We start from the raw sequence: 15,552 nt of genomic DNA, 5'->3' as shown, positions 1-15,552 counted from the left end.
GCACTCGGCGCCTGCCGACCGCGCTGCGGTCCCGGCCGCAGGAGCATTTCGAGGTGGCGGTGGGCACGGCCTGCCAGTCCGGCGGTGCGGTGACGTGGAGCCACGCAACCGGGTGCCGACCATCTCCCTGCTGCCCGTCAGGGCAAGAGACAGAAAGGACGCCCTGACGGGCGGCGTCTTCAGGCGCGCCTACGGCCGTCTCGGCCGGGGCCTGTACGGCGCCCTGAGGCCGCCGTCCGTTGCTGTCGGGACGGGAGGTCACGTGGCCGCTCCTGCGCCGTTGAGTCCGTTGGCGACGGCTCGTTCCGCGTACGCCTCGGGGACGCCGACGGAGACAGCGGCGGCGATGATCTGGCCCCCGATGACGTCCAAGCCGCAGGGTCCGGGGCACTTCGCGTGTTGGGCTCCCAAGAACCGGGCCACCCCGAACGCCTGTGATCCGGCGCCCGATTCCTTGTGGCTGCGCACCATGGCCAAACCCCGTGCCAGACCGGTGCGCACGTACTGTTCGGTGTGCCTGCACCCGGTGGCCACGGTCCGGTCCCACTCGGCTCGGCTGAGGGACGAAGAGACCACGGCTCCGCGGGCGGGAGTGGTCTCTTCCCTCACCACTAGGGCGCGGACGGCGGAAGGCAGTTCGGACATCGTGCCGGTGCCGGGGCCGAGCCAGCGTGCGTACGCCATACGGGACTTGACGTCCACACCGGGCCGGACGTCGTTGGCCGAGGGCATCGTCCCCTGGTAGATCCAGTGCTCGCCGCGCGTCGTCGGCACGGTCCGAGTGGCCGGGAGGGTCAGGCGCGCCCACTCGACGGCACGGGGGTTGTCCAGGTCTACGACGGTCAGCTCGGCCCCGGCGGGGTGGTAGGCGACGGCCACGGCCTGGCGCCACTTCGGGTCCCATGCGTGGGAGGTCATCACGATGGGGTCGGTCGTGGCGGCGGCCCAGCCGTGGCAGACGGCGGGGCACTGGCACGGGCCTGCGGTCTTCATGTTGGGTCGGCCGCCGCAGGTCTGGTCCGCGCAGGCGCGGCAGTTCCCGAAAGGCACCTTGCCCTGGCGGAGCGGCAGCACCGGCACACCGGCCTTGGCCAGGTCGAGCGCGCTTCGCAGGAGGTCGGGGGCGGGGCGGTCTCGCCGGATCGGAGCGGGTTCGGGCATGCTGGTGGTTCTCCTGTTCCGTTGTGGATGGGCAGGGGAAGCCGGGGCGGCGGGCTGTCCTTGGTCGGAGGCCGCCGCCCCGGGCGTCAACGGCGGGCGGGTTCGCAGCGCCGGATGGTGCGGACGTTGGTGAATCCCTCGGCGGCCAGCTGCTCGGCCGTCGGGGTCATCTGGTGCAGCTCGCGCACCACGTGCTGCGGGACCTGGCGGGCGCGGGCGGTGTTGCGTGCCTGGCAGATGGCCAGCGGCAGTTCGAAGAGGACCGCCATGGCGGGGCGCTGGTAGTAGCGGGCGCGGGCCAGGAGTCCGGCGCGGACGTGGGGCAGCACGTTGGTGCTGTCCACGACGGTGGTCAGGCCGCGTGCGAGTCGGGCCTCCAGCAGGAGGTTCTGGATCTGGGCTGCGGTGGGTGTGGCCGACTGGTCGGCGGCATTGTCAGTCGCCATCTCCCTGAAGCCGTCCAGGCACAGACGGCCGGTCGGGAAGTGGCGCCGGGCATAGGTGGACTTGCCCGCGCCGGGCGGGCCGACCAGGACGATGAGGCTTCCAGGGAGGTACGGAGTTTCCATGGGATTGGGGCTCCTTACTTGTTCTTGGAGTGGAAGAGCTTGAGGGTGATGCCGCCGACCCCGATGGGTCCGGCGACGGCCCCGGCGATGGCTGTTGCGGTGTGGGCGGCGACGTCCATCAGCCAGCACAGGGCGGCGGCCAGTCCCCAGCCCCCGGCGACGACCGCCCCGGCGATCGCGAACGGGATCAAGACGCGCCGCCACGGGAAGCCGGTCTGGTCGGTGCCGTTGACGACGATGACGATGGGCTGTCCGGTGGCCTGCGCACGCTGGTAGACGTCGGTGGGTATGTGCGGGGCGAGGTCCCCGGGGATGTTGGTGCGCGGGTCGTGCTGATGCATTGCTGCCTCCGAGGCCGGTTGGTGCGGGAGGGCGAGGCGTGTTCAGCCGATGCGGCTCAGCGAGTCCGCGAGGGACTGCAGGGCGTCGTTGATCGTGGGAGCCGCGCCGGTGGAGGCGAGGCAGAAGCCGAACAGGGCAGCGACCGTGGCGCCGCCGGTGCCGAGGGCGCGGTTGCGGAGCATGAGGGCCAGGACGGCGCCGAGGACGAGCACGGTGGACAGGGAGACGATCACGGCAGCTCCTTTGAACGTGACAGAGCAGGCGAAGGCCCCGGAGGCTTTGCCTCCGGGGCCTTCGTGGCTGGGGTGGTATTGGGGTTAGTCAGGGGTGATGTTTGTGGCGCCGCAGTTCCAGCAGTCCCATTCGCTGGGTAGCCGGTACTGCTCTGTCCAAAAGCCTGCTGGCTTGCCGTAGACAACGCAGTCTGCGCCGCAGTCCCAGCATTCGAAGTCGAAGTCCATGCTGTCTCCTCCCTTGGAGAAAGCATGGCGGGCGACTACGACAGCGTCACCAGGCCGTCGTGCGGCGGCCCGATCACGCCGTCCCTGCGGAGGTCGGAGATGCGGGTGCGGAGCGATCCGCGTTTGATCTGCTTGTGGCCGTCGGCGTTGACGGCCGTGAGGAGGTCGGCCTCGGACAGCGGGCCGCCGGACAGGGCAGCGGTGATCCGGTCCGCCAGCGTCACCGGCCCTGGCGGCACGGCCTCCGCCGTGGCCGGTACGGACGCCGCGCCCGGTGGTGCTGGAGCGCCCCCAGGAGCGGCCCCTTCGGGATCTGGCCCGTCGTCCAGGTCGAGCGGCTTGCCCGGGGGCGGCCCGTCGCCGTACAGCGCGAGGATGACGGGGTCGTGGCCGCGGCACGGTGCGATGGAGCCGACGAGGAAGAAGCGCGCCATGCTCGTCGGCCGCGACGAGGTCAGGTGGTAGCACATGCCTTGCGAGTTGGGTTCGTCCTCGTCCTCGTCGGCGGCCTCGTTCCACCGGCGGATGCGGCGGACCTGGCCGACGATTTTGGGGATCGGCTGGAGCGATTCGCCCCGGGGGAGCAGGCCGTCGGAGACGAGCTGGGCCATCATCGCGGACGACCAGCGCAGCAGGATCACCTCTCCTTCCTTGAGCATGCCGCGCAGGGTGTCGCTTCCGCCCATCTCCTCAAGGTGACCGGCCTGCGCGGCCAGGATGATGCCGACGCCGACGCTGCGGCCGGTGCGGCCCAGCTCCTTGATGAGTCCGGCGGCCTCGTCGCGGTACGGCGCCCCTTTCTCCAGTAGGCGGTTGGCCTCGTCGATGACGCCGTACATCAGCGGGTCGGGATCGCCGAGGATGAAGCCGGAACGGCCCATCTCGCCGTACGCCTTCATGCGTCGCTCGGCCTCGCGGACCAGGCGGCGCAGAAGCCGGATGGCGCCCTTCTGCGTCGTGACCCTGGTGGCGACCTTCCCGGCCGCCTCGGGGACGCTCTGACCCTCCTTGAGGTCCGCCAGGTGCACGACGATGCCGGAGCGCTTGCAGGCCGCCAGGACCGATTGCAGCGCCCGCGACTTCCCGGCCCCGGTGGTGCCGAAGATCGCCATCCGCTGGGCGTTGCCGGTCTTCGGGTCGAACAGCCGGATTCGCAGGGGCGATCCGTCGTAGTACGCACCGACGGTGATCCGGCCGCGCGAGTCCATCGTCAGGTCAGCGACAGCCGCCGAGCGCATGTTCGTCAGGGGGTGGGTCGGAAAGACCCTGACGACCGCTTCCCCTCGGGCCTGCTCGAAGATGACCCGCGAGGGGTCATCGATCTTGAGCAGGTCGCACAGCGCGTCGTGGTCGATGTTCTTCACTCCCCCCGGGGGAGTCTTGAGCACATATTCCTTGACAGATGCCATCAGCGCAGTTCTTTGAGTTCGTACGTGTTCGCCTCTACCAGCTCCACGCCCGGCAGCGCGGAGCGAGCGATCTCGGTCCAGGTGTCGCCGGATGCCTCGCGCTTCTTGCCGACGGTCAGCATGCGCAGGCCCGCGCCCCGGCCGGGGATCGGGTCAATCGAGATCAGTTCCTCGGGGCGGTCCATCAGCGCGGACAGCCGCGTGATGCTGATCTCCGGTACGGGCTCGCCAGGTGTCGTCGCAGCGATAACGGCCGCCGCGCGGTCCGCATCGATCCGCTGGGTGGCGATCAGCCGTGTGCCAGGGGCGATGCCGCCTTCACGGGCCACGTTCTCCGCCCACCAGCGGGCCGCCGTCGTCGCCGACGCCTCGTCGGCGACGACGGCGGCGGGCACCGTCTCCTGCAGCTGCTCGGTGGCGGGCCAGGGCTTGGCGATGCGCTTGGCCAGAGCCGCGGGGCGGATCCACCAGACACCGGCCGACCAAGCGGCGACGGTGCCTGCCTCCACCAGGCGAGCCACACCACCGGTGGCGACCCGCTCAGCGACGAGGATCCCAGCCATGCCCGCGTGCGGCGAGGCGTAGACCATCATGGCGGCGAGCTTGACCTTCTCGTGCGCGGCCATGAGGCGGGGGGAGAAACCCACTCCGAGCAGCGCCGTGCCGACGGCGGCGGTCAAGCCCGGGTGCGTCACCGCGTCGGTGAAGAGTCCTGCGGTGAGGGTGGCGGCCCCGGCCGCGGTGGCCACGCGGCCGATGCGGTCCCGTGCGGTGTCGATGTAGGTGCGCGGCGGCATCATGACCTCCTGGCTGTAGAGGGCGCGCGAAGGGGCGGCCCGTTCGGCGGGCCGCCCCTCATCGCGCTGCGGTCTATCGGTTGCTGTAGTAGGTCCGGTCGGCGACGTCGGCGTCGCCGGTCTGCATGGCGGCAGCGACCGGACCGTAATCGGCCTCATGGCCGTCGGCGGCCTGGCGGAAGTCGCCGGACATCTCGGCCGCCTCGTTCGCCAGCTCCTCGGCCTCGGCCAGCACGGAGCGCATGACGGCCGCCGCGTCGCGGTGCGCGGCGATCACGTCGGCGTCCACGTGGAGCGAGGCGGCGGTGTCGGCCAGCCGGTCAACCGACTTGGCGCACCCTTCGACGTAGTTGTAGGCGCCCCTGACGGCCTGGGACAGGGACGCCATGGAGACGGACGCGGACGCGAGCCTCACGGTGACGATGGTGAAGGTCACCCCGTCGCCGATCACGTCCGCGATACGGCCGCCGACGCCTGCCGGTTCGATCTCGCTCATGGCTACTCCTGGTGGTATTCGCGCTCGGCCGGAGCGACGTGTCCGGCGTCCTTGACCGCGTCGGCGCGGTGCTTGTCGGCGGCAGCCGCATGCTGGCCCGCGGCCGCGATGGCCTCGGAGGCCCGGGGGAGCGCTGCGGCCAGGCCCTCCGCCTTGCCCTGGACGACCCCGGCCCGTTCGATCAGCCGCGCCGTCCAGCCGACCAGGACGCCGGGGACCTTCTTGCCGATCAGCTCAGCGCGCAGGGACTCCAGGGTGGAGGTCAGCTGCTCGCATCGGTCGGCGACCACCTTGGCGTGCTCGGCGCCCGCCAGGATCTCCTCGGCCATGTCCTCGTCCGAGTCGATGACGTCATAGACCGTCAGCTCGGCGTCCGTGAACTGCGTGGTCCGCACGGCTGGCGCTCCGCCCATGGGCCGCGCTCCCTTCTGTGGCGCTGACGCCGGACCGGTCGGCCCGGCAGTGGTACCGGCCCCTGTGGCGGCCGGGGATGTTCCGGCGGGCAGACCTGGGCGTCCCCGGCCGATGGCCGCGGGCTGCGGCTTGGGCCTCTCGCGGTCCGGCCGCGTGATGACGGTGGAGTAGCCGACCTTCCAGCCGGGCGGAGGACGCAACCACTCGCCGTCAGCTCGGGGCGCATCCTGCGGGCGCGGGCCGCCACGTGGGCCGCGCTTACGGCCGTGGCCACCCGAGGCGCCCGGCTTGCCAGTTGGCGGAGTCTGACGCCCCTTCCGGCGCTGCTTTGTGCCCTGCTTTGTGCCCTGCTTTGTGCTGTTCGTCTTGGTTCGGCCCCTCCACGGCCTGCTGCCCGGCTTACCGCCGGGCGTGTGCGACGAGGACGGTCCCGGCTTCCCGGGGCCCTTCGACAGGTTGACCTTCGGCGGATCGACCTTGCCCTCGCCGCCCTTGGGATTCTTGGTGAGATCGACCTTCGATGCGCTGTCGTCCTTCCCGGCCTTGCCGGGCGAGTGCGGCCCTCCCCTGCCGCGCTTCTTCGAGCCGTCCGGCGTGCCGTTCCGGTCCTTCCGGGCCTTGTCCTTGGCAGCCTTCCGGGCCCGCTTGGCGTCGGTGTCCTTCTCGGCTTGCTTCCGGGCGCTGGCCCGATCGGCCTTACGGCGGTCGGCATCAGCCTTCCGGGCCGCATTGGCGTCGTCGTTCTTCCGGCCCTGGCGCGCCAGGGCCATCTTCCCGAGCGTGCCCAGGTCCTTCCTGGCGCCCACCGAGGAGGACGGCCCGGGTGGTTTCTTGCCGCCCGTGCGAGCGGCGTCCTTCCGCGCTTCCCTGCGCGCGTCGGCGGCCCGCTTGACGTCGGGCGTCCTGCTCTTTGCCGCATCGGCCTTGGTGGCCGCATGGGGGTGCCCTGCCTTGGGGTGAGGCTTGGCCGGAACGGCCGACGCCGTACGGGACGACAAGGGCCCCGGTTTGGTGCCGCCCTTGGTGGCGTTGCGGCCGTACTCCGGGCCGCTTTGGATACGGGCCTTACGGCGGGCCGTGTCGGCTTCCGCCTTGGCCTTGTCCACGTCTGCCCGGCCCTTGTCGGCTTCCTGCCGCGCCTTCTCGGCCACGGCCTGTTGGTGCTCGCGCCGGGCCGTGAGGTACGCGGCCACGTTCCAGGCTCCGCGCAGGGCCGCCACGGCGATACCGGCCATGGCCACCATGGCCATGGAGGCGTTTCCCCGTGCGGGGGACCCGGCATCGGCGGCGTGCGCCACCATCCCCGGGGTGGGGTCGTCCTCGTCCTGGTCGCCGTCCAGGTCGGGCGATGGAAGGTTGATGCGCCCTGGTGGCACGGCGGGCGGGGTGTCCGGCAGGGTCGGCAGTCCGCTGTCCGGTGCCGGGGGGTCGTCCCCCGGCGGATTCAGGTTGATGACGGGGAGTGTGATCACATTCCCCGGGTCGTCGTCGGCCATCGGCCGCCCCTCTCGACTACTTGACGTAGCGGGCCGCCTCGCGTACGCGTGCGCGTGACGCGCACGCATTATGCGTGCGAGGCCGGATCGCCTCGTTGAACCCGTTGTTGTTGAACGCGGAGCGTCACTGCTTGCTGTCCAGGTAGCGCGACAGCTCCGACGCCAGCGACCGCCAGAGCGGGTCATCGTCGGCGAGCCTGGCGCGGGCCATGTCGAACAGGACGATGGCCCGCGCCCGGGCGTCGGCGGCCTCGTTGACCCGCGGCGCCCACAGCTCAGCGCGGAGCCGCTTCGCGCGTTCCGGGTCCTTGCCAGGCATCACGCGCCCTTCGTGAGGTGGTCGAAGAGACCACCCGCACCGGCCTGCTGGGCCTCGTCCTCCCGCTGCTGCTCAAGCTGCGGTGCGCCGCCGGACGCCTTCAACTCCTTGACCCGCTGCTTCTTCTCCGCCTTCCTGGCCCGCTTCTCCGGCAGCTCCTCATACGACCGCTCGTAGCGGGCGCCGAACGCCACCAGGTGCGTGATGGCCGCCTCCAGCTCGTCAACGGCCTGGAACATCGGACGTCCAGTCGTCCAGGCACGGGCCTTGGCCTGGAACGGCAGGTCACCCTCCAGCGCCCCGCGCTCCTTGAGATCGGCGGCCACCTCACGGGCCAGCCGCCGCAGGTCATCGATGATCGGTCCGAGCTGCGCCCGCCGCTGCGCGAGGTGGACTGCCCGGTCCTCCGGCGTCTTGAGCAGGTCAGGCGACCACTTCTCCTCTGCCATATGGCTCCTCCGTGGGATGGTGCGTGTGCCCCGGGGCGTCTTAGCCGCTCCGGGTTCGACTGCTTCCGGCAGTCGCAGCAAAGGCCAGCCAGACGCCTTGGGCTGGCCTTCACTGGTGGTGCCGGACGACTGTCAGGTGTGGCTGGGGTGGGCGGCAGCGACCTCCTGCCAACGGCGGTTCTCAGCCGCGTCGATGTCGGTCAGCTGGACGGTGAAGTCGCAGCCGGGGACCGTGCAGCGGTGCGTGATCGTCCTGCGTGCCCACGAGACCTGGTGCAGGCTCTCGCGGAAAGCGATGTACAACGCCAGAGCGCAGGCCACAACGAGGGCCAGCGGTACGTCGTACGTGGTGAGCTGGTACCCCAGGTAGCCAGCCATGGCCGCGGCGATGGCCTCGACGAGCAGGGGGAAGAGACGCTGCTTCACTTGTGCCTCCAAAGGCATGAACGAGCATCGTGTGAATCGGGTGATTGCAGGTCAGGCGGCGAGACCAAGCGGGTAGGCGCAGGTCACGCACATGCCGAGCGAGGGCGGGATGACGTATCCGGCGTCGCGTCGGCAGCCGGGGCAGGCGCGGCGGGCGGCGTTCGCCTTGGCCAGCGCCGCCCACCGAGCCGGGGTCATCGGCCGGACCGGCTTCGCGCGGTCGATGCGGTACAGGTACGCCACCAGCGGCCCGCGCTTGCGGCGGGGCCGCTGCAGCTCGGCGACGACGTCCTGTCCGCCGGGACGCAGGTCCATCGCGCGGAGCTGACGGCGGGTGGCCAACCCGTCCGGCGCCAGACGCCAGAGATAGACCGGCAGGGCGGTCATGAGCGGTTGGCGCCGTTGACGGCGGCCAGGGCGCGCGGCTGGTGCGCGGTGAGCTGCGCGGCGCGCGCGGCACGGAAGTCACGCAGCCAGTTCCGCGCGTTCCCCGGATCCACCGAGCACCGCTCGGCCAAGTCCGCCGCGCTCGGCTCGCCCCCGCCTCCGGCGGTGACCGAGTCGAGGTAGAGCTGCCATCCGGACTGCTTCGCCTCGGACTTGAACACCGGGTCGGGATCACTGCCCGCATGCTCGGCGATGTCCCTCAGCAGCCGGTCCCGCAGCGCGGAAGCTTCCTCGATCTGCTCCCTGACGAGCTGCAATGCGTTCTGCGCTTCGCTGTGTGCCCGCTGGAGCTTGTCGGTGCCGATGGTCAGCTTGTTCAGCTGCTGCTGCTCGGTGTCCACGGTGGTGCGGATGTGGTCGGCCTGCTGCTGTGCGGCAGTGATCAGGTCGTCCGCGCGCTTCCGCGCGGCCTGCTCTGCCTGCCGCGCGTCCTCCGCGCGCTGCCGCGCAGCCTCCACCGCACCGTCCACACCCTGCCGCTGCTCAAGCAGCTCGGCGTGCTCCTCACGGACCGCTTCGAGGTCACGCTGCGCGGCGCTGAGGGCATCTTCCGCGCGCTCCCGCGCGGCATCCGCGCGCCGCTGTGCGGCTTCGGCTTCCTCCCGCGCATTCTGCGCCTGCTCGGCGAGCGTCGAGGCTTCCAGACGCTCCACCCCCGGAGTCACTGCCAGGTCCTCCATGAACGCCACCACGGCGGGCGCGTCGGAGTAGTCGAGTCGGGCTACGTCCTCCACCCGGGTCAGTTCGGCCATCCGCCGCCCCAGGGCGAGCGACTGCCCGCTGTCGGTCGCCACGTCGGCCTTCGCCAACGCCTTCTGCGCTCGCCCGCGCAGCCGCTCGACTTGCCGACGCGACCGACGCATCGATCGCGGCTGGGCCACGGCCTCTGTGGCTTCCAGGGCCAGGCGCAGACGGTAGACCCGCAGAGCGGCCCGCTGAGCGAGAGCGGCCCGGGCGATCGCCGAGGAAGACGTACGCGCGTCCAGCCCCAGCAGAGCGAAGACCGTGGCCCATGCGTGCTGCCACAGCAGCACCACCAGCCGGACCGGGCCCGGTCGGCCGCCCGTCTCGTCCTCGTCGGGGCGCTCGTGGTGCAGCTTGCTTCGCAGTTGCAGTTCGATCAGCCAGGCGGCCAGGCCGGGGATGGCGGCCAGGACCGGGCGGGCCCACCAGTTCGGGGCGTGGACGGCGTTCATCGCGGCGGAGAAGCCCACCAGGAGCCAGGCGGTGCGGTGCATCAGCCGCAGCTCCGGCGTCCACCCCACATCCGGGTTGGCCGCCCGGTACATCATGACCAGCAGCGTCATCTCGGCCGCGTCGAACACGGCGATGAACGCCACCGCCAGCACTGCAGGCAGTCCTGCGGTGCCGGTGGCGAACCCCCACAGGCCATGGACGGAGACCGCAACGCCGCCGAGGGCGACGACGGCCTGGGGGCCGATGCCGGACAGCCACACCGACTTGCGCAGCCGCCCTACCGCCCACGCTGCCAGTGCGAGCACCAGCACGGTGCCAGTCAGGGGAGCGGCCCAGGACAGCCAGCCCTGCGCGGCCGGAAACAGGCCGGACAGCCAGGACGTCATCATCGGGCACCTCCCCCAATGGCCAGGACCGCCGCGAGCAGCGTGGCGGCGATGAACGCGGCTCCGGCGGCTCGGGTGTAGTCCACCGCGCGTTGTAGCCGGGCGAACTTGCCCACGGCCAGCTGGGATAGGCGGGTGACGTGCTCCGCCAGGTCATCTCCGGTCAGTACCGCGCGGAGTTGATCGGCAGGCAGCGTCGCCCACAGCGGGAAGCCCTTGGGATGGGCGCCGCCCAGGTTCGGGCGGGCTGCGGCCAGCAGAACGGCGACCGAGGCCACCAGCAGGCTCACGCCCACCGCACCCACGGCCAGCGCCGCCGAGGGAAGGCGGAGGCTGGTGGTGACGGTCCACACCCCCGCCATCAGCGCGCCGTTGAAGGCCAGCAGCACCGACGCCTTGCTGTCGGTGCGCGTGATCTCCGCCTTCACCTCCGCCAGCGCGGCAGCCATCGCGACGTCGTCAGCCACGGCGGGTGTCATCGTGTCTGGAGTCACCTCGCGCCTCCCTCGGGGGCGATGCCGGGGCGGCCCTCATCGTCGGGCGCGTCCCAGCGCTCAACGGCCGCGGTCAGTTCGGCGGCTCGGTCCCACTCGCCGAGCACGAGGGGCCCGGCCTTCCCCGACTCGGTCACCGCACGGACCGCCGTGACGATTGCCGAGGGCGCGGCGTACCCGTGCACCGGCAGGGGGTCGAGCTCTCCGTTCCGGCCGTGGTCGAGCAGCTCGGCCCACTGCCAGGACGGACCGCGCTCGTACTCCTCCTCGCGGCCGGTGTGCCACTCCCACAGGAGGATCAGCCCATGCGCCCACTCGTCCTCGTCGAGGCCCGTGATGTCCGGGGCGAGGGTGATCACGGCGTTGAGGTGGCAGTACACGCCGAAGGTCTCGGCCTCCGACGTCCAGGCGTCGGCGACCGGGAGCCCGGCCGAGGTGAGCGCGTCGCTCACCGCAGTGATGTACGGATTCTGGGGCAGCATGCCGGTCATGAGTCCTCTTGAAGAATGTCGTGGGCGGTGCCCCGGCGGCCGTCGCGGCGGCCGTTGACGGTCTGGCACGTGGGAGTGAGGCTGCGGGTGATGACCCAGCCGCCGCCGGTCTGCTTGACCCCGTACATGGCCTCATCCGCCACGCGCAGCGCCGCCGACAGGTCGACGGCCTGGCCGGTGCTGTGCTGGTAGGCGCCGATGGAGGCGCCCAGGGGCAGCGGCAGTCCGTCGTAGGTGACCGTGGAGCACAGCCACTGGTGCAGGTGCGTCAGCTCCCCGCGCAGGGTCTCGGCGTCCGGGCAGCGGATCGCGGCAGCGAACTCGTCCCCGCCGAGCCGTGCCACGGTGCCCAGCGGCTCGGCCCACTTCGCCAGCCGCTGGCCGGTCTCGCGGATCGCGGTGTCACCGGCCGTATGCCCATAGACGTCGTTGACCTGCTTGAAGCCGTCCAGGTCGATGACCAGCACCGCCACCACGTCCCGCTGCGGCTTTCGCAGCATCCGGACGGTGCTCTGCTCGAACGCGGCCCGGCGGGGCAAGCCGGTCAACGCGTCGCGTCCGGCGCGGTCGATCAGTCGGCGCTGCCAGAGGCTGTGAACGGTCCATCCGGCGGCCAGCGGGGCGGCGGCGGACAATGCGGTGAGGGTGTGGCTCATGACCGGCCCTCGCTCTCCCGCCAGGCGGCTACCTCGGCGTCATCGAGGATGTGGCAGTGCCACACCCGCACCTTGATCCCGGCGAGGGTGACTTCGGCGTTGGTGTGGCGGAACACGGGCCCGTAGCCGGGGTCGTCGGTGTTCGTGGTTGTCTCGGCGCCAAGCTGCCGTGCCCACGCGCGCACACCGTCAGCGGTGGGCGGGTTCAACCACAGCTCGTTGTCGAATCGCAGGCGCACCCCCTTCAGCGGAAGGTCGGCGTGGCGGGCCAGGAGTTCCCGGGCCACCTGGCCGGTGCGGAGCAGGGCTTGCTCGTCGGCGGCGATCATGTCCAGCAGCGACGGATCGTCGGAGTTGTTGATCGCGCTCATGCGGCCACCGCCTTCGTCGCGGCGCGGTCCTTGCTGCGGGCCGGGCGCGAGAGGATCCCGACGCTGGTGAGGAGCGACGGGGCGTGGGTCTCGATCGCCTCGGCGGCGATCCGGGTCACGCGATCGATCAGCTCGGGGTCGTCGGCCAGGATGTCGCGGGCCGCGTCCAGGCGGGCCGCGCGCTCCTCGGCGCTCTCGTCGGGCTCGCCGAGCCACAGTTCCAGCGGGGTGCCGAGGGCGAGTTCGAGGTAGTCGGTGTCCGTGGCCACCTGGTGGTGGCCGATGAAGCTCTTCACGTGAGGCTCCGAAGTCGTCGGATGGGCAGGGGAAGTCCGGGGCGGCGGGCTGTCGTTGGTCGGAGGCCAGCCGCCCCGGGTGGGTGTTGGTGCGGAACGAGGGACGCTGCGGCCGGTTAGTGGCGGCGTCCCCAGGAGCCGCCCGCGGCGTTGCCGTCGGTGCGGGCCTGCCCGGACTGTTCACGGGCCGCGGCCTGCGTCTCGGGGCTGTTGTGCTGCTGGTAGTCCCGGCGAGCGTCAGCCTGCAGCTGCTCGACCGTGGGGGACGGTGCGCTGTTGCGGTCCATTGCGCTTCCCCCTCAGCTGCGCTTGAGCTTGGCGCTGGACTTGCTGCGGTTGTTCTGCTCCTCGTTCTTGCGGCTCAGTTCCGCCCGCTCGGCCTCGGTGAGCTGGGTGACGGCGCCGCGCGGGGCGATACGCTTGTTCATCAGGACCGTTCTCCTGTCGACTCAGGTGATGTGGTCTCAGGCCCTGTCTCGGTGTTCCAGCACCGGGCAGGGCCGCTTTGCGCTCTCATCAAGCAGACAGGCAAGCCAGGGGGCTCGAAGCCCGTTCTGGCGTCCTGTCTGCATGACGAGCGGCAGTCGTGGTGGGGCCATCACCCCCGGACTGCCTCTCGCAGGTGCGGCATCCAGACAGGCCCTCTCCAGGTGCCCATGTGCCGCCCTTAAAGGCGTGCGTGCGGCTAGGTGCCTCGGTCGTCGCGCCCGTCTGCCCAGCACTCGGGTACGGGGATGATCCGCTCGCTCAGCGCGGCCGCCCCGGTGTCACCCAAGACGGCCACCAGCCGCACGTCCGGGGATGTTTCCGGCCTCCCCGGCCGCCGTTTCTTCGGTTTTCAACGCACAGCCGCTCCCTTCCGACCCGTTTCACGGGGCCGTCCGGCGCGATGCGATACATGTAATACCTGTATCGCTTCACCTGTCAAACGTTCCGCCAAGCTGGGTGCGCTCTCTTGGTGTGCCTCTAGGTTGCTGGCAGGGAGTCAGACGTACGACTGCGCTGATGGACGGCTCTGGGACGACTCGCTAGGGTCGAAGTCGTCCCAAGACGTCCCTGCCCCGTGGGAGGACGAAATGGCCAACGAGCGGCTCCGAGGTGCGATCTTGGAGCGCGGCTTCACCCTCGAACAGGTCGCGGAGCGCTTGGGGGTTGCGGCCAAGACGGTGGAGCGGTGGATCAGCGACCCGAACCGCAAGCCCTACCGCCGGTTCCAGTACGCCGTTGCCTCGCTGCTGCGGTACGAGGTCTCCTACCTCTGGCCCGATGAGCGCACCATGGCGGAAGTCGCACAGGCCGGTGGGGCCGAACTCGTGAAGCTCTACCCTCACCGTTCAGCTGTGCCACACAGTCTCTGGCCGACTCTCTTCGCCCAGGCCGTCCGCCACTTCGACGTGCTGGTGTACTCCGGCTTTTGGCTCACCGAGGACCCGGAATTCCTCCGGGTCGTGAAGGAGAAGGCGAGCGCCGGAGTGCCGGTCCGGTTCATGCTCGGCGACCCGGACAGCGCGGCCGTCGCGACCCGAGGTGATGACGAGGGAATCGGCCCGGCGATGGCCGGGAAAATTCGTAACGCCCTGCTGAACTACAGCTCCCTCTTCGGCCTCCCCGGCGTGGAGTTCCGGCTGCACAGCACCACGCTCTACAACTCGATCTACCGTGCCGATAACGAACTGCTGGCCAACGGCCACGTCTACGGCGTCGGTGCCTATCTGGCTCCTGTCCTCCACCTCCAGCGCGTGCCAGGTGGCGAGCTATTCGACACGTACGCCGAGAGCGTTGAGCGTGTCTGGGAGAGCGCGCGCCCGATTTCCTCACCCACCGATTGCGCAGGAATCCACGCATGAGCAGGACCGACTACTACCGCGAGCCGAATGCACCGAAAGCCAACTCCGTCGTCCCGTCCGTTACCGCTGTGGTCCAGGACGCGGACGGACGTCTACTGCTCATTCACAAGACCGACAACGATCGGTGGGCTCTCCCCGGAGGCGGCCACGACATCGGAGAAACTGTCTCCGAAACCGTGGTCCGAGAAGTGGTGGAGGAGACCGGCATCGCGGTCGAGGTGGACAACATCGTCGGCCTCTATACCGACCCCCAGCACGTAATGGCGTACGACGACGGAGAGGTCCGCCAGCAGTTCTCGATCTGCTTCCGAGCCCATCCCATCGGTGGCGAACTCCGAACGAGCGACGAATCGAAAGAGGTCCGCTGGGTCTCCCCAGCGGACCTCGATGACCTCGACATCCATCCGTCGATGCGGTTGCGCATCACACACGGCCTGGATGCCTCCCGGACCGATCCCTACCTCGGCTGACCTGCTTCCGCTACGGCCATGCGACTCTCGACCCGCTCAGCCGCGGCGTGGATCTCGGGGGCCGCGCGCTGGATGAAGCGGCCGACGATCGTGTCCGGCCCGTAGCGCTGCACGATCTCGTCCAGCCGCGCGGTCGGCGTCGTGTGCCCACCGTCCGGGGTCGTCGTCATGTCGCAGAAGATCAGGGCGTCCACCAGCTCGGGCCGCTCCATTGGGAAGTCGCCCTCAAGCTCTTCGCGCAGTCCCCGCTCCTCAGCCTCCAGGAGCGCGCAGGAGTGGTGGGCCACGAGCCGAACGATGCGCTCGTCCACGTTCTCCTGGTCCCGCAGGAACCGCGCGCCGTCGAGGGGGTGGAAGCCGGTGGTGGCGATCGACGGGGAGTACCCGACGTCGTGGAGAACCGCGGCTGCCTCCATGAGATCGGCATCGCGGCCGAGGATCGGACGCAGGGAAGCAGCGCGCTTCGCGACGCCCAGAGAGTGCGCCCACCGACGCGGCAGCGGTTCTGCCAGAAGCGATTCAGAGAGCGCGTACGCCCGCTCGATCAATGCCATGCCC

The 15,552-nt window shown here is 70.6% G+C and carries 23 protein-coding genes; 2 read left to right on the top strand and 21 right to left on the bottom strand.

Annotated elements, in window-relative coordinates:
* Positions 1-258 precede the first annotated feature (258 nt).
* The 20 genes from ACZ59A_RS28040 to ACZ59A_RS27945 form a co-directional block, all read right to left on the bottom strand.
* Positions 259-1,161, bottom strand: coding sequence for a bifunctional DNA primase/polymerase (locus ACZ59A_RS28040; protein ID WP_470963844.1), 903 nt, complete (start codon positions 1,159-1,161; stop codon positions 259-261).
* An 86-nt stretch (positions 1,162-1,247) separates the two neighbouring features.
* Positions 1,248-1,730: an AAA family ATPase gene (locus tag ACZ59A_RS28035; RefSeq protein WP_470963842.1), complete on the bottom strand. Its 483-nt coding sequence runs from the start codon at positions 1,728-1,730 to the stop codon at positions 1,248-1,250.
* 14 nt (positions 1,731-1,744) lie between these two features.
* On the bottom strand, positions 1,745-2,071 hold the full coding sequence (locus ACZ59A_RS28030; RefSeq protein WP_470963839.1) for a hypothetical protein: 327 nt from the start codon (positions 2,069-2,071) through the stop codon (positions 1,745-1,747).
* Positions 2,072-2,113: 42 nt separating this feature from the next.
* Positions 2,114-2,305: a hypothetical protein gene (locus ACZ59A_RS28025; RefSeq protein ID WP_470963836.1), complete on the bottom strand. Its 192-nt coding sequence runs from the start codon at positions 2,303-2,305 to the stop codon at positions 2,114-2,116.
* A gap of 263 nt (positions 2,306-2,568) precedes the next feature.
* Positions 2,569-3,942: a P-loop NTPase family protein gene (locus ACZ59A_RS28020; protein ID WP_470963833.1), complete on the bottom strand. Its 1,374-nt coding sequence runs from the start codon at positions 3,940-3,942 to the stop codon at positions 2,569-2,571.
* The gene (locus ACZ59A_RS28015) at positions 3,942-4,742 is read right to left on the bottom strand and encodes a hypothetical protein (protein WP_470963830.1); all 801 of its coding nucleotides are present in this window, start codon (positions 4,740-4,742) and stop codon (positions 3,942-3,944) included. Before ACZ59A_RS28015 ends, ACZ59A_RS28020 begins: the two co-directional genes overlap by 1 nt.
* 70 nt (positions 4,743-4,812) lie before the next feature.
* Positions 4,813-5,235 (bottom strand): hypothetical protein, encoded by a 423-nt coding sequence (locus tag ACZ59A_RS28010; protein WP_470963827.1) that lies wholly within the window; start codon positions 5,233-5,235, stop codon positions 4,813-4,815.
* Between the two features lie 2 nt (positions 5,236-5,237).
* Positions 5,238-7,145, bottom strand: a complete 1,908-nt coding sequence (locus tag ACZ59A_RS28005; RefSeq protein ID WP_470963824.1) for a hypothetical protein — start codon at positions 7,143-7,145, stop codon at positions 5,238-5,240.
* A 124-nt stretch (positions 7,146-7,269) separates the two neighbouring features.
* On the bottom strand, positions 7,270-7,464 hold the full coding sequence (locus ACZ59A_RS28000) for a hypothetical protein (RefSeq protein ID WP_470963821.1): 195 nt from the start codon (positions 7,462-7,464) through the stop codon (positions 7,270-7,272).
* Positions 7,464-7,913: a hypothetical protein gene (locus ACZ59A_RS27995; RefSeq protein ID WP_470963818.1), complete on the bottom strand. Its 450-nt coding sequence runs from the start codon at positions 7,911-7,913 to the stop codon at positions 7,464-7,466. The genes ACZ59A_RS28000 and ACZ59A_RS27995 overlap by 1 nt, the downstream gene beginning before the upstream one ends.
* A gap of 132 nt (positions 7,914-8,045) precedes the next feature.
* Positions 8,046-8,339, bottom strand: a complete 294-nt coding sequence (locus ACZ59A_RS27990; RefSeq protein WP_470963815.1) for a hypothetical protein — start codon at positions 8,337-8,339, stop codon at positions 8,046-8,048.
* Between the two features lie 51 nt (positions 8,340-8,390).
* Positions 8,391-8,726, bottom strand: coding sequence for an RRQRL motif-containing zinc-binding protein (locus ACZ59A_RS27985; RefSeq protein WP_470963812.1), 336 nt, complete (start codon positions 8,724-8,726; stop codon positions 8,391-8,393).
* Positions 8,723-10,372, bottom strand: coding sequence for a DUF2637 domain-containing protein (locus tag ACZ59A_RS27980; RefSeq protein ID WP_470963809.1), 1,650 nt, complete (start codon positions 10,370-10,372; stop codon positions 8,723-8,725). Before ACZ59A_RS27980 ends, ACZ59A_RS27985 begins: the two co-directional genes overlap by 4 nt.
* Entirely contained in the window at positions 10,369-10,836 is a 468-nt protein-coding gene (locus ACZ59A_RS27975; RefSeq protein ID WP_470963806.1) for a Pycsar system effector family protein, read from the bottom strand. Before ACZ59A_RS27975 ends, ACZ59A_RS27980 begins: the two co-directional genes overlap by 4 nt.
* 23 nt (positions 10,837-10,859) lie before the next feature.
* Complete coding sequence (locus ACZ59A_RS27970) at positions 10,860-11,354, bottom strand: hypothetical protein (protein ID WP_470963803.1); 495 nt, start codon at positions 11,352-11,354, stop codon at positions 10,860-10,862.
* The gene (locus tag ACZ59A_RS27965; protein WP_470963800.1) at positions 11,351-12,010 is read right to left on the bottom strand and encodes a GGDEF domain-containing protein; all 660 of its coding nucleotides are present in this window, start codon (positions 12,008-12,010) and stop codon (positions 11,351-11,353) included. The genes ACZ59A_RS27970 and ACZ59A_RS27965 overlap by 4 nt, the downstream gene beginning before the upstream one ends.
* Positions 12,007-12,381 (bottom strand): hypothetical protein, encoded by a 375-nt coding sequence (locus tag ACZ59A_RS27960; RefSeq protein WP_470963798.1) that lies wholly within the window; start codon positions 12,379-12,381, stop codon positions 12,007-12,009. The genes ACZ59A_RS27965 and ACZ59A_RS27960 overlap by 4 nt, the downstream gene beginning before the upstream one ends.
* A complete protein-coding gene (locus ACZ59A_RS27955; protein WP_470963795.1) occupies positions 12,378-12,677 on the bottom strand; it encodes a hypothetical protein in 300 nt (99 codons plus the stop codon). Before ACZ59A_RS27955 ends, ACZ59A_RS27960 begins: the two co-directional genes overlap by 4 nt.
* Positions 12,678-12,793: 116 nt before the next feature.
* Entirely contained in the window at positions 12,794-12,964 is a 171-nt protein-coding gene (locus tag ACZ59A_RS27950) for a hypothetical protein (RefSeq protein WP_470963792.1), read from the bottom strand.
* 12 nt (positions 12,965-12,976) lie between these two features.
* On the bottom strand, positions 12,977-13,105 hold the full coding sequence (locus tag ACZ59A_RS27945; RefSeq protein ID WP_470963789.1) for a hypothetical protein: 129 nt from the start codon (positions 13,103-13,105) through the stop codon (positions 12,977-12,979).
* 648 nt (positions 13,106-13,753) lie between these two features.
* On the opposite strand from ACZ59A_RS27945, the gene ACZ59A_RS27940 reads away from it, so the two are divergent.
* Together ACZ59A_RS27940 and ACZ59A_RS27935 are read left to right on the top strand one after the other, a co-directional pair.
* Positions 13,754-14,524: a helix-turn-helix domain-containing protein gene (locus ACZ59A_RS27940; protein ID WP_470963786.1), complete on the top strand. Its 771-nt coding sequence runs from the start codon at positions 13,754-13,756 to the stop codon at positions 14,522-14,524.
* On the top strand, positions 14,521-14,994 hold the full coding sequence (locus ACZ59A_RS27935; RefSeq protein WP_470963783.1) for an NUDIX domain-containing protein: 474 nt from the start codon (positions 14,521-14,523) through the stop codon (positions 14,992-14,994). The genes ACZ59A_RS27940 and ACZ59A_RS27935 overlap by 4 nt, the downstream gene beginning before the upstream one ends.
* On the opposite strand, the gene ACZ59A_RS27930 is transcribed toward ACZ59A_RS27935, so the two are convergent.
* Positions 14,982-15,548 carry an HD domain-containing protein gene (locus ACZ59A_RS27930; RefSeq protein ID WP_470963780.1) on the bottom strand — a complete coding sequence of 189 codons (567 nt, stop codon included), beginning with the start codon at positions 15,546-15,548 and terminating at the stop codon, positions 14,982-14,984. The genes ACZ59A_RS27935 and ACZ59A_RS27930 overlap by 13 nt on opposite strands.
* Between the last annotated feature and the right edge of the window lie 4 nt (positions 15,549-15,552).

It is taken from the genome of Streptomyces sp. NPDC040405, from assembly GCF_055595765.1.
This window is presented reverse-complemented; position numbering and strand designations above follow the sequence as displayed.